Source organism: Flaviflexus sp. (assembly GCF_052087705.1).
GTDB lineage: Bacteria > Actinomycetota > Actinomycetes > Actinomycetales > Actinomycetaceae > Flaviflexus > Flaviflexus ciconiae.
Genome location: NZ_JBQCYC010000001.1, coordinates 1 through 12893, shown reverse-complemented (window position 1 = coordinate 12893; position 12893 = coordinate 1). Strand labels below are relative to the sequence as shown.

Sequence of the window (12893 nt, the reverse complement as noted above, 5' to 3'; positions counted from 1 at the left end):
CCCCTCGACCACGCAGTCTCATCCCCCATGATCCAACGGGTCCACGTTTCAGGGGTATCACGGATATTCAGTCGCCGAGGATCTTGCGGAGTTCTGCTGCCTTTGTTTCGCTGATTTTCATGCGGGCCAGGGCGCGCTCGGTGGTGGCTAGCGCGAGCGCGCGGTATGACTCTTGGGTTTGCGGATGGTCGGCAAGGACCTCGAGGTGCTTCTCAAGAGTAACGCCGTCCCCGCGTACGATTGGGCCGGTCAGGAGGGCTTCGCCCGACCGCAGTGCCCCATCGAGGCTGGCCGTTGCGAGCGGTGCGAGGAAGGCACCGGGATCGGTGATCCCCACGTCCTCGAGGAGCCGCATCGCCTGAGTGACAACGGTGACGAGGTGGTTGCCGCCATGAGCAAGTGCCGCGTGGTAGAGGCCCCTCTTGTCGTTATCGACCTCAACGGGAACCCCCTCCATCTCGCTCACGAGGGCATGCGCAATGGGGAGGATCGTTGCCGGCCCGGATACCCCAAACGGACATCCCACCAGCCGTGCCAGATCAAGGGAGGTTCCGGTGAAGGTCATGGCGGGGTGGATGGCAAGGCCCAGTGCTCCGAGCGAGGTGGCGGGCTCGAGGACCTCGGTTCCGACGCTACCTGCGGTGTGAACGAGCAGCTGCCCGCTTTGCCATGCCTTCATCTTCGCCAGCCCGGAAACAATGCCGGGGAGCTCGCTGTCGGGCACCGCAAGGAGAACCAGTTCGCAGGTGCGGACGATCTCTTCCACGTCTTGGAGGGGAACTCCCGGGAGAAGCATCTCGGCCCGGTCGATCGACTCTTCGGAACGCGCGTGGGCCGCGACCAGCGTGTGTCCGGCTCTGCCGAGCGCGGCCCCAAGGACAGCGCCGACTTTACCTGCGGAGATAATGCCGATTCCGAGTTTCACGAAACTCCCACTCTTTCCGCCCACTGGTCGATAGATTCCCTGTCGTTGCGGGCGCGGGCTTCCAAGCCAATGTTGCGTTCTTCTTCAAGGAGGCCATGCACCTGCGTCAAACCAAAGTTCTTACCCTCCCAGTGGATCGTGCCGGACACGAGCGACAGCCGGCACGTCGCCAGGCCCAGCTTTCGCTGGATGGGGCCCTGGGTGGCTTTCAGTCCCTGCCAGTGGCCGTGGAACGCCACGGTCATGCTCCGGCTAGCCCAGCCGTCGCGAAGGACCGCCACGGTTCTCGTGAGGGCAATACCGTTCCGCTTGCGACGAAGCGGATCTAGCCACCTCGATTTCCTGGGCGGCGCCACGAAGAAAGCAGACGGGCCCTTGCCGACGAGAGCATCGTCGAAAAACTCTTGCAGGTTGTCCACACCGATATCGGGAACGATCGTCCACAGCAGGTCAAGGGCCTCGGCCCGTGTACCCACGGGCATGATCACGCTCCGCATGAGCATCGTACTTGCATTGTCGGCATCCTTGGAGATCGAGCCGGCGACCAGTACCTCCACCTGCCACCAGTCTTTCCCGCGCCACAGCAGGAACTGACTGATCTTAACGGCGTGGATCCGCCTGGGCGGGATTGTCTGCGTCGTTGTTGTGGTCAGGCCGCGTCTCACCCGGATCCCATCGGCTGTGAGGAACAGCTGGAGGCCGTGGTTGAGGTTGAACTGCCCCCATCCCACCGCCACGGCACCACCGAGGGCAACAAAGATGCCGATGGAGAAGGACTCATCAAAGAGGAAAACGGGAATGAGGATGATGGCAATACCGCCGATGATGCCCAGAACTGTCCCGGACCGGAGCATCGAGCCGAGGAGCACCTTGGTGGGGAGCCGATAGAACGGCTTCTCTCCCTGGTAAGCGTCGTCAGGGTCGTACAGGTTCGGCAGGTCGCGGTCCTCAACCTGGAACTCTTGCCCGGTTCGAGCTGCCGTGGCAATCCGCAGAATCTCCCCGCGTAGCCGCTGTATCTCGTTCATCTTCAGCAAGCCAAGGGAAAGATCGTCTCCGCTGGTGGAGGCGGAGTCGATAACGATTGCTCCGAGTCCAACAATCCGGGGAATGATTCCCTGCTTGATCTCCACGGACTGGATGCGATCCCACCGCACGTGGCGATGCGTGCCGGAGATAATGCCCGAACGATAGTGAATTCCCGAAGGGGCAAGAACGTAGCGCTGTTTGCGCCAGAAAACCCAGGCCACCAGAACAACAAGAAGCGACAGGCCAACGAGGACCGCAATAATGATGAGAACCGTTGTCCTGCTAATTCCCGTCAGGGTCTCCAGGATTTCCGAGACCCCAGCATCAAGGGCCTGGACCAAGATCGACAGCGCGAAGGCAACGAGGGCGGCCCACACCTTCCACAGTGAGAACAGGGGCGTAGCCCAGTGGAAGCGCTTCCACTGGTCCTCCGGGATCAGATCGGCCGCCTGCTCAGGATTCGCCGCCGTAGCCGCTTCGAAATGTGCGGAGTCAGGTTCGTCGAAGGGGACCGTTCCCATGGCTACAGCCCTTCCATCTTGGTGGAGCCCAGCTCCGTGAGGCGCCTGCGCAGGCGGTCCGCCTCATCCCGTCGCACACCCGGGATCGACGTGTCAGTCGTCGAGGATGCTGTTTCCATCGTGATCTTCGCAAGGCCGTAGTGCCTCATGAGAGGACCGTCCTCGACCGTCACCTCCTGCATGCGGCCGTATGGCACGACGTCGAGCTTCCGGAAAAGAATCCCCCGGCACACGAGCAGTTCCTCATCGGTTTCATGGTAGCCGGTGTAGAAGACCGCACGGACCTGGACAAACATGATGAAGAGCCCGATGACGAGCGCAACGGCCACGACAATGGTGACCCAGAGGAGATCCCACAGGGCAATGGAAACAATGAGGAGCGCGAGTAGCGGAAGGAGGCAGATAACTGCAATAAGTCCGCGTATTTTCGCTTGATCCCGCGAGATCCCAACGAATGAAATTCCGGGGGCTAGCGGCGACATGATCATAAATAAAGCGTACTCGAGCACCGGGTAGGTACGCAGACTGGGCGGCCGTGGGATCAATAACTGACCGAGATCGCTAACCCGGTAGGGAACCTGCCCGGCTGGATTCTCGCACCGGCTTGAATCAGTGGCTTGGATCACCGGACAGGAGTTGCGCTGACGGAGATATCGGGCGTTGCGGCAGACGAACTAGGCGCCCTGCGCCGCCGCGGGAGCGTCGTCGTCATCGTCGTCGATCGAGCACCACCATTCGCCGAGCCAGCCCGCTCCCGCAAGAACCAACGAAGCCACCCCCGCCCAGAGGGCAGCGGAGGCCTGCTCGTTCAGGAACACGGCGTTTTCGCCGCTAAACGCGAACCAGGCACCGAGGCAGATTCCGGCGAGGATCATGCCGCCGCGGGAGCACGCCTGGCAGAAGACCGCGATTCGCGCGGCCGTTAGCGGATTCATTGTCCGCTTCTTACCGTCCGCCATGGCCTTCACTGGCCACGCCGACACCAGGACACCGACCGCCAAAACAAGCGGAATTGTCCACGTGAAATCGGGGATGGCAACAAGTGGAACGGTCGAGCGGATCCAGGCGGCGGCGCCAACGAAGCCAATGAGAAGGCTGAGCACAAGCCATCCCACCATCTGCTTCGCTGACGTCATCTCCGGACCGGCTTCCCGCTCAGCATCCCCCACGGATCAACCTCTGCCCAGGGTTCCAGAACGAAACTTCGTTCGTGGGCGCGGGGGTGAGGTAGCGTCAGGTTCGGGTCATCCGAGGTGATCTCCTTGCCAGCAACCTTGTAGGAGACGAGGTCGAGGTCGAGTGTGCGCGGGCCCCAGCGTTCTTCGCGGACCCTGCCCTGCTCGTCCTCAATCCGCTGGAGCTCTCTCAACAGTGCCAGCGGCGACAGCGTCGTATAGCCCACCATGACCGCGTTGATGTAATTCGGTTGCGAGGGTTGCCCCGGCATAACCTCAGCCGCGGTGACGCGCCTGCGGGACATCCGCTCATACTCGAGGACCTTGGCGAGCTTGCCTGCCCCAATCTCCACCTGGGTGACCGGATCATCCATATTCGATCCGATGCCGACAACGACTTCGGCGGCGGGCTTGGGCGGCTGCAGGAGCTTCGAGAGCCTGCGGACCGTCACATCCACATCCGCAAAAGAATGCTCGATTGGCGCCTGGGGCTTGTGCACGGTGACGTCGGCTGCGAGGGCACCGAACTGCAGGGCAGCATCCGCGATTCGTTCGGCGAGCGTTTCGATGAGGTTGAGGGGCTCCCCCGAAACGATCTCCACAACCTTGTCGGCGACCTCAGCATAGTTAATGGTCTGCGCAAGATCATCGCCGTAGGGGGTGCGGTGCATGGAGGTGTGGAGGACGACATCTATGATGAAGTCCTGACCGTTCTCCCGCTCGTGCTCAAAGACGCCGTGGAATCCCCTGACCTTCAGTCCGGTGAGGGCGATACGGTCGGACAGTTCCCCTCCGGGAAGATATAGCTCAGCCATGGAATCTCCTCGCGACAGTAAGAGCTGCGGCATTGGACTTGGCGTCGTGCACCCGCACGCCCCAGACCCTGCCGACAAGATGAGACGTAACAAGCGCGGTGGCGAAATCCCGATCGTCACTCACCGAGCTCAGGAAGCGCTTGCGGGAGTGCCCGATAAGCCAGCGTCCCGGTAACATCGCCATGAGCCTGTCGAGCCCCGCAAGAACATCCCAGTCCTGCTCTCCGACCTTGGAGAATCCGAGTCCCGGATCGAGGATCAGTCTCGACTCATCGATTCCAGTTGCAACGGCTTTCTCAATGGCGACGGACATTTCCCGCGCGACGTCATCGATGATGCTGTCATAAACGGCCGTGTCGTTGGTTGTGACCGCTCCACCGCGGGAATGTTGCAGAACGTACTGGGCTTCCGAGCCCGCAACAACAGTGTGGATCTCCGGTTCGATCCGGCCACCCGTCACGTCGTTGATGATGGGGACGCCCGCGGCAATCGCCCGGCGTGCTGTCTCCGCGTGGTAGGTATCGACCGACACCGTCAGACCATCGGCGATCAGCCCCTCGACAACGGGACCAATCCGGTCCCATTCTTCATCGGAGGTGATGGGAGTGGCACCTGGCCGGGTCGATTCTCCGCCAACGTCAATAATTGTTGCGCCGTCGACCGCCAGCTGTCGGCCCCGGGCCAGGGCCTCCTCGGCGCTGGCCCACCGCCCGCCGTCCGAGAAGGAGTCGGGCGTGACGTTGAGGATTCCGAGGATTTCCACGGGCCCTCCTAGCGGCTCATGATGAGGCTCATGGCCTCGGCCCTGGTTGCGGCGTTCCTCATCGCGCCTCGCACCGCGGACGTGACCGTGTGGGAGCCGGGTTTGCGGGCGCCGCGTAGCGACATGCACATGTGCTCGGCCTCGACGACAACGATTGCTCCGCTGGCGCCCAGCGGGTCCATGAGAGCATCCGCCACCTCGGAGGTGAGACGCTCTTGGATCTGGGGGCGCTTCGCATAACCGTCAACGAGGCGAGCAAGCTTGGACAGCCCGGTCACCTTGCCGTCGGCTCCCGGAATGTAGCCAATGTGGGCCTTGCCGTAGAAGGGCAGCAGGTGATGTTCGCACACCGAGTAGACGGTGATGTCCTTGACGAGGATCATCTCCTGGTAGTCGAGATCGAACGAGGCCGACAGCACCTCGGTCGGGTCCGAGTGCAGGCCGGAGAACATTTCCTCGTAGGCACGAGCCATCCGTGCGGGGGTCTCCTTCAGTCCGTCGCGACCGGGGTCCTCCCCAATGGCAATAAGAAGGTCGCGGATGGCACGCTCAACGCCGTTCGCATCAAAGGTCACGATTCCTCCGTCTCTTCCGGTGCACCAACACCGGACTCACCCGAGGCCGTATCGCCTTCACCATGTGGCTCGCCCTGTGTTTCTGGAGCGCTAGGCAGACCGGCCCTCACCTCACCGGCATGATCTCCAGAATGGCTCTTCACCGGGTGGTCGATGGGCGGAACATTGTCGGACGGGCGATCGTCAGAGCTCAGCCACAGCTTCCGTTCGGGAGCCTTAATAACCGGCTCGAAAATCTCGGCGAGCTCCTTCTCGAGAAGGGTTTCCTTCTCGAGAAGGCGGGCTGCCAGCTCATCCAGAATGTGCCGATTCTCCGTCATGAGCTTCCAGCATTCGTCATGAGCATCGTCAATGAGGGCCCGGACTTCCTGGTCAACAACGTGGGCCATGCGGTCCGAGTACTCCGTTCCGCCACCACCGGCGGCACGGGTCATAGGATCCGATTCCTCGGAGGCAAGCCGGACGGCACCGACGCGGGAGGACATTCCGTATTCGGTCACCATCTTCCGAGCAATGCTCGTGGCCTTCTGGATGTCATTCGAGGCACCGGTTGTCGGGTCGTGGAAGACAAGCTCCTCCGCGACGCGGCCGCCGAGCGCATAGACCAGCTGGTCGAGGAGCTCGTTGCGGGACGTCGAGTACTTGTCCTCGGTGGGCATAACCATCGTGTAACCGAGTGCCCGTCCGCGCGGCAGGATCGTCACCTTCGTGACCGGATCCGTGTGATTAAGGGCGGCTGCCGCGAGCGCGTGCCCGCCCTCGTGGTACGCCGTCATCCGCTTCTCGTTCGGGTTCATGACCCGGGTGCGTCGCTGAGGTCCCGCAATCACGCGGTCGATTGCCTCGTCGAGGTCGTCGAGGTTGATGCTCTTCTGGCTTTGACGTGCCGCGAGCAGCGCCGCCTCGTTGAGGAGGTTGGCGAGATCGGCACCGGTGAACCCGGGGGTTCGACGCGCGATTGCCTCGAGCTCAACGTCCTTCTCGATCGGCTTTCCTTCGGCGTGGACTTCGAGGATCTTCGTGCGTCCGGGAAGATCCGGGGCATCCACGGAGATCTGTCGGTCGAAACGGCCGGGGCGGAGCAGGGCCGGATCGAGAACGTCGGGACGGTTCGTGGCCGCGATCAGGATGATGTTGGTTGTGGCGTCAAAGCCGTCCATCTCAACCAGGAGCTGGTTGAGGGTCTGCTCGCGTTCATCGTTGCCGCCGCCGATACCGACACCGCGGGAACGACCAACGGCGTCGATTTCGTCGACGAAGATGATGGCGGGGGCTGACTGCTTTGCCTTTGTGAAAAGGTCGCGGACGCGGGAGGCGCCAACGCCGACAAACATTTCGACGAATTCGGAGCCGGAGATGGAGAAGAACGGGACCTTGGCTTCGCCCGCTACGGCCCGTGCAAGAAGGGTCTTGCCGGTTCCGGGAGGTCCGTAGAGCAGAACGCCCTTGGGGATCTTGGCTCCCATGGCGGTGAACTTTTGGGGGTTCTCAAGGAACTCCTTGATTTCACCGAGTTCTTCGACCGCCTCGTCGGCGCCCGCCACATCCGTGAAGGTAACGTCCGGCATTTCCTTGTCGAGGTCGCCTCCGCGGGAGCGGATCTTGCCGAAGCCTCCCATGCCGCCCTGCTGGATCTTGGGTAGGAGGAAGAAGAACAGGCCGATAATGATGATGAACGGGACGAGCATGATGAGCATGCTCGACCAGATCGACTCTTGGGGAACGAGGGAGTTGTAGCCGTTCTCCGGCTCAGCACCCTCGACGAGAGACACCATGTCGTCGGCTTGGGCGTAGAGGTACTGGAAGGCAACCTTGTCGCCAGCTTCCTGTTCGTTGCCCTCCTCATCCATGACCGTGATCTCGTTCGCAAGGTCAACGCGTACGGTTTGGGCGCCTTCGGTGATGACGACGCGTTCAACGTCCTGCTCCTCTAGGATCTCAATGCCCTGGGAGGTGGTGACGGTCGTGTAGTCGCTTCCTCCGAAGAAGAGGAAGTAGGAGGCAGCAAAGAACAGGGCGATGATGACCCACGAGAACCAGGAACGCTTCTTCTCCTGTCCCTTACCGGTCTGACCCTTGCCTGCCTGGGTCTTTCCAGTGCGGCCCTTGCCGTTCTTGCCATCGGAGCGCTTACCCGTGGATTTACGATCACCCGGCTGGGTGCGGCCGGGCTTGTCGCCCGGCTTATTTCCTGGCCGGTTGCCTGTCTGTTCATCCTGGTCGGGGGCAGGCTGGTTTCCGTCCTGCTGCCAGGGCTTGTCTTGATTGCCCGGGAGTCGCCGGTGCTTACGAGGGTTATCCGCCATAGACATGGGGGGCCAGGGTGCCGATGAAAGGCAGGTTCCGGTACTTCTCCGCATAGTCGAGGCCGTATCCGACAACGAATTCGTTGGCGATGTCGAAGCCAACGTATTCAACATGGATGTCGACGGTCGCGGCCTCCGGCTTGCGCAGGAGAGTCGCGATCTGAACGGAGGCGGGGCCGCGGGATTCAAGGTTCGACTTGAGCCACGACAGGGTGAGCCCCGAGTCAATAATGTCTTCCACGATAAGGACGTGACGGCCTTCCAGGTCCGTCTCGAGGTCCTTAAGGATCCGAACTACACCGGAGGACTTTGTGCCGGATCCGTAGGACGACACCGCCATCCAGTCCATTGTGAGCGGGGTGTGGATCTTGCGGACCAGATCAGCCATGACCATGACCGCGCCCTTTAAGACACCGACGACAAGAATGTCCTTGCCTTCGTAGTCCTTATCGATCTGCGCCGCCAACTCCGCCAGTCGGCTATCGATTTGCTCCTCGGTGATGAGGATCTTCTGGAGATCCTCGCCCATATCCGTCTGATCCACAGTTTTCCCTTCGTGTCTTGCCACTAGCTCCTCATGCTACTCCACGGCGCGTTTAAGGGAGTGCCTCGTTCTCGATGCGCGAAGGCCCGGCACATCAATTCCCTTACCGGTCTCCGCCTCAAGCAGACGGGTCACGCCGCGTACGTGCGTGCTGGTCAGCTCACCGGCTCGGGCCCCCTGCTCGAGGAGCCACAGGCGCACCACGCGGGTGCGGACCGGAACCGGCTGACCACGTAACGCTTCCAGAAGTAATTCATCGCCGTCCCGGCAATCCTCCAGTGCCTCCTCCGCTACCTTGTCGAGATAGTCCAGGTCCTCGCGCAGGAGTTCAGCCGTGCGTGCGAGCGGCTCTCTCACGTCTTGACCCAGGGCCGTTGACAGTTCGGGGAGCGCATAGTCCCGGATCGCGGCCCGGCGGAGCGGTTCACCGCTCGCGGTCCGCCACGGACCCTCCGCTCGATTGCTCGGATCATCCCACCACTGCTCACCCCACTGCCTGCAGGCCTGCTGCAGGTCCTCGCGGGTCAGGCCAAGGAGCGGCCGAGCAGCTGGAACGTCCTCGGTGCCGGGAAGAAGACCAACGGGACGCATGCCGGCGATCGAGCGGGGGCCACTTCCCCTGCCGAGTCCCATGAGAACAGTTTCTGCCTGGTCGTCCATCGTGTGCCCCAGCAGAACCAAGGCGGGGCCCCGGGAGGGGTCGCCAAGTCTTCGTGCTTCTTCGGCGAGCGCTCGGTAGCGTGCGGCGCGGGCGCTGCCCTCGGGGCCATCCTCGCCCCCGGCGTCGATTCTGACGGAGCGGGATGGCAGGTACTGCGACATTCTTTCCACGAGCTGTTCAGCTCGCCCGGCGGAGCCGGGCAGGATTCCGTGATCCACGGTGAGGAGTGAGGGAATGATTGCGGCCCGCGGTGCTTCCGCTGCGAGTGCCAGGGCGAGGGCCAGGGAGTCGGATCCTCCAGAGCAGGCAACGATCATGCGTGAGCCTGCGGGGAGGGTGGCGAGGACGGCGCGAACTGCCTGGCGCGCTGCTAGGACAGCACGCGGTCGATCCACGACTGCGGGTCCTTGATCTCGTCGGGGCCGGGCAGGTAGCCGGGGTTGGTCCACAACGTGTTGAATCCCTCGTGACCATGAGAGGAAATAATCGCCTTCACGAAACCTTCGCCCTCGCTGTATTGGTCAAGCTTCAGGTCAAAGCCAAGAAGCTTTTTCAGCGCCTGAGCGAGCTGACCGCCGGAGCCTCGGCGCGCCTTAATGGCGGCGGTGATCCGCTTCCGTGATGGAATGCGTGCGATCGGCACGGTGTTCATGACGTACTCGGCATGACCTTCCAGGATCGACATGATTGCCAGGAGCTCGGAGAGCGCGTCCGCGGAGAACGAATCTTCGATTGAGTCCATGGCGATCCGCACCTTGGCGATCAGAACATCCTTCAGCCAGGGCGCGGCCGTGAACTGGAAGGCGTGAGTGAACTCGTGAACGCAAACAAAAAGCTGGATATCCCTGCTGTCAAGATTCCATTCGCTGGAGAAATCCCAAATATTCGGTGCGACGAGAAGGAGCCTGCCTTCGATGGGAAGCCCCTGCCCGGGCAGGACTGTGAGAGCAAACGGGTCGTACTGGCCAAGGATCCGCGGAGCCATGACAGCGAGAGCCGCGGCCAGTTCTTCGGAAGCTATCCGGGACTGAATCTTCTTCTCCCCAACCAGGGGGTCCAGGAACGGCGAGACGGACAGGGCAGCGGCCTGCGCCCATCCCGGCCGAGCAAGAACGGAGACGGGCTTTGACTCAACGTCCTCGAGAAGATGATGGAGGCCCGTTTGGGTGGCAACAATCCCGGGTGCTACCGCGGCCGCTCTGCGGAGTCCGGTCGCAACTGCCCGTGCACGTGCGGGAGTAATCGTGGGGCCGCTCCCGGAAAGCTGGCGCACTCGGCGGTAGGCAACTGTCGGATCAACCGGCATTCTCTTCCCCTCCCGTCACCAGAAGATCAATAGCTTCGTCCATTGCGGGACGAACAATTCCTGTGGTTCCGGATTCGATGTCGTCAATAAGTATGGAAAAGGCGAGCGTCTCGCCCTCACCTGTCGTGAAGTAACCCGACAGGGAGTTCGCCTTAATCAGGGTACCTGTCTTGGCTCGCACCAGGCCCTCGCTCGTCAGGCCCTCGAACCTGCTGGCAAGCGTTCCGTTGAAACCCGAGATAGGCAGTCCGTGCGGGACGGATGCGATCTCGCAGCCGCTGCAGGAGCCGGCGTGGGTGAGCACCTCCGTGAGCAGCAGGCCGGTCACCCGGTTATCGACCGACAGGCCGGCCGTGTCCGAGATCGTTACCCCGGTGGTGGAGAAGCCCTGCTCAACGAGAGACTCGTAGACTCCGCGGGCCGAGCCGTCGAAGTCGGGAACCAGGCCGCGTTCTGCTGCCACGAGGTGGCCGAGAACCTCTGCTAGAGAGTTATCTGACATGGTCAGCATGTAGTCAACGAGCTCGCGGACGGGAGCCGAGTAGACAACACCGGAAGTGTTGTCGTCGGTGATCTCCGGCGCGGACCCCGTTGTCACGGACGTGACAGTAATACCGCGCTCGGTCAGCAGCTCAGCAAAAACCTCGGCCGCATAGATATCGGGGTTTGCCACGTAGGTGCCGTCAAGGGCACCACCGTCCACCGCGATCGGCCTCATCGGCATGATAAAAACGCGGTCCGTTCCCTGAACATTCTCGTGATAATCGGCCCCGGCAAACGCGCTCGAGTCGACGGTGAGCACAACGGAGGAGGTTCCCCGCTCCGCGAGGTCTTCTGCGGTCTGGTCGGCAAGGTCGGCAAGGCCAGCGTGCCCGACGATCGAGTCAGAATCCCCCTCTTCTGGTGACAGGTAAATATCGCCACCACCGACAAGGAATAGGCGGTCCCCAGAAAGCACGGTTGTTGTGGGAAGAGTTGCGGTGGGGCCCAGCTCGTAGAGGGCTGCGGAGGCAGTGAGAATTTTGATGCTCGATGCTGGGAGACGTCCGGTCGAGCCGGACATGTCGTACACGACATTGCCGTCGAGGTCGCGGACAACGAATGATGTGGAGCCAGTATTTCGGGGATCGCTGGCCAATGCCTGGGCGATTTGTTCGATTCGTTCGGCGGAAAGTTTCTGTCCCGAATCATTTTGGGGAACGTCTGCGTCAATTACCTCATAACTGGCAACTTCAGGGTAGGCTCGTGGTTCTAACGGCTTGTCCGCTGCGGTCAAGACACCCGGTGCGATATCAACTGCATCCGCAATGACGTATCCACCGAGTAGTATCAAGACAGCAACAATACCTGCCTGCGATCGTGCCTTCACGACATTAGTCTGTCACGTTCGTTCACCGTTCACCACACAAGGAACCCGTAGCCGAAGGAGGCGCCATGCTGGAGTTCGATGTCACCATCGAGATTCCGAAGGGCAACCGGAACAAGTACGAAGTCGACCACAAGACGGGACGCATTCGCCTCGACCGCATGCTGTTCACCGCGACCCGCTACCCCGATGACTATGGCTTTATCGATGACACCCTGGGTGAGGACGGCGACCCGCTCGACGCCCTCGTCCTTCTTGAGGAACCGACGTTCCCGGGCTGTGTCATTCGGTGCCGCGCTCTCGGCATGTTCCGCATGAAGGACGAAGCGGGCGGCGACGACAAGGTCCTTTGTGTCCCGGCGGGCGACCAGCGTGCGTCGTGGCGTGTCGACATCGATGATGTGTCCGAGTTCCACCGCCTGGAGATCCAGCACTTCTTCGAGGTTTACAAGGACCTCGAGCCCGGCAAGTCCGTCGAAGGCGCTCACTGGGTTGACCGCGCAGCCGCCGAAGAGGAAATCAGGGCCTCCTACCAGCGCGCCATCGACCAGGGCTACTACGACGAGCACTGATACGGCTACGCGACGGGCACTGCCACAGCTCAGAACTGGCACGCACAAGACTAAGCGTCAGTGCCCATCGCAAGCGGTGGCGTTCGAGCCAAGCAATTCTGCTTGATATTGTCCGAGGGGACGGTCCGATGACGAACCGTCCCCTCAACTTTTGTTTCGATTCTTCGGCACAGTTCTTACCCGTCGCCCACGGCTATCCCTGTCACCCAGTGCATTCGTATCATCCAAAGGTCAATGCGGACCACCTGGTCAACGGCACGGACAAGACCACGACGACTAGCTGTACTTCCTTGGGAGGTTGTGAACGGGGTGTGATTTAGGGAAGGCCTCCGGGC

13 protein-coding genes are annotated in these 12893 nt (G+C 61.8%); 1 reads left to right on the top strand and 12 read right to left on the bottom strand.

The features are described from left to right. Positions 1–67: 67 nt before the first annotated feature. The 12 genes from ACTHUY_RS00065 to dacB all read right to left on the bottom strand — a co-directional run bounded on the left by ACTHUY_RS00065 (position 68) and on the right by dacB (position 11989). Entirely contained in the window at positions 68–925 is an 858-nt protein-coding gene (locus ACTHUY_RS00065) for a Rossmann-like and DUF2520 domain-containing protein (protein WP_441677149.1), read from the bottom strand. Further along, the gene (locus ACTHUY_RS00060) at positions 922–2475 is read right to left on the bottom strand and encodes a PH domain-containing protein (protein WP_441677147.1); all 1554 of its coding nucleotides are present in this window, start codon (positions 2473–2475) and stop codon (positions 922–924) included. The genes ACTHUY_RS00065 and ACTHUY_RS00060 overlap by 4 nt, the downstream gene beginning before the upstream one ends. A gap of 2 nt (positions 2476–2477) precedes the next feature. Next, complete coding sequence (locus ACTHUY_RS00055; protein WP_441655688.1) at positions 2478–2963, bottom strand: PH domain-containing protein; 486 nt, start codon at positions 2961–2963, stop codon at positions 2478–2480. Between the two features lie 186 nt (positions 2964–3149). Beyond that, complete coding sequence (locus ACTHUY_RS00050; RefSeq protein WP_441655687.1) at positions 3150–3611, bottom strand: DUF3180 domain-containing protein; 462 nt, start codon at positions 3609–3611, stop codon at positions 3150–3152. Then, positions 3608–4465 (bottom strand): 2-amino-4-hydroxy-6-hydroxymethyldihydropteridine diphosphokinase, encoded by an 858-nt coding sequence (gene folK, locus ACTHUY_RS00045; RefSeq protein WP_164719879.1) that lies wholly within the window; start codon positions 4463–4465, stop codon positions 3608–3610. The genes ACTHUY_RS00050 and folK overlap by 4 nt, the downstream gene beginning before the upstream one ends. Continuing rightward, complete coding sequence (folP, locus tag ACTHUY_RS00040; RefSeq protein WP_441677145.1) at positions 4458–5228, bottom strand: dihydropteroate synthase; 771 nt, start codon at positions 5226–5228, stop codon at positions 4458–4460. Before folP ends, folK begins: the two co-directional genes overlap by 8 nt. Before the next feature lie 8 nt (positions 5229–5236). After that, positions 5237–5803 carry a GTP cyclohydrolase I FolE gene (folE, locus tag ACTHUY_RS00035; protein ID WP_441677144.1) on the bottom strand — a complete coding sequence of 189 codons (567 nt, stop codon included), beginning with the start codon at positions 5801–5803 and terminating at the stop codon, positions 5237–5239. Next, complete coding sequence (gene ftsH, locus ACTHUY_RS00030) at positions 5800–8115, bottom strand: ATP-dependent zinc metalloprotease FtsH (protein ID WP_441677143.1); 2316 nt, start codon at positions 8113–8115, stop codon at positions 5800–5802. Before ftsH ends, folE begins: the two co-directional genes overlap by 4 nt. After that, positions 8099–8653, bottom strand: a complete 555-nt coding sequence (gene hpt, locus ACTHUY_RS00025; protein ID WP_228201426.1) for a hypoxanthine phosphoribosyltransferase — start codon at positions 8651–8653, stop codon at positions 8099–8101. The genes ftsH and hpt overlap by 17 nt, the downstream gene beginning before the upstream one ends. Positions 8654–8689: 36 nt before the next feature. Further along, entirely contained in the window at positions 8690–9709 is a 1020-nt protein-coding gene (gene tilS, locus ACTHUY_RS00020; RefSeq protein WP_441677142.1) for a tRNA lysidine(34) synthetase TilS, read from the bottom strand. Continuing rightward, a complete protein-coding gene (locus tag ACTHUY_RS00015) occupies positions 9685–10620 on the bottom strand; it encodes a zinc-dependent metalloprotease (RefSeq protein WP_441655681.1) in 936 nt (311 codons plus the stop codon). Before ACTHUY_RS00015 ends, tilS begins: the two co-directional genes overlap by 25 nt. After that, positions 10610–11989, bottom strand: coding sequence for a D-alanyl-D-alanine carboxypeptidase/D-alanyl-D-alanine endopeptidase (gene dacB / locus ACTHUY_RS00010; protein WP_441655680.1), 1380 nt, complete (start codon positions 11987–11989; stop codon positions 10610–10612). Before dacB ends, ACTHUY_RS00015 begins: the two co-directional genes overlap by 11 nt. A 68-nt stretch (positions 11990–12057) precedes the next feature. Here dacB and ACTHUY_RS00005 point away from each other — a divergent pair, with 68 nt between their 5' ends. Further along, positions 12058–12558 carry an inorganic diphosphatase gene (locus tag ACTHUY_RS00005; RefSeq protein ID WP_126705000.1) on the top strand — a complete coding sequence of 167 codons (501 nt, stop codon included), beginning with the start codon at positions 12058–12060 and terminating at the stop codon, positions 12556–12558. The last annotated feature ends 335 nt before the right edge of the window (positions 12559–12893 follow it).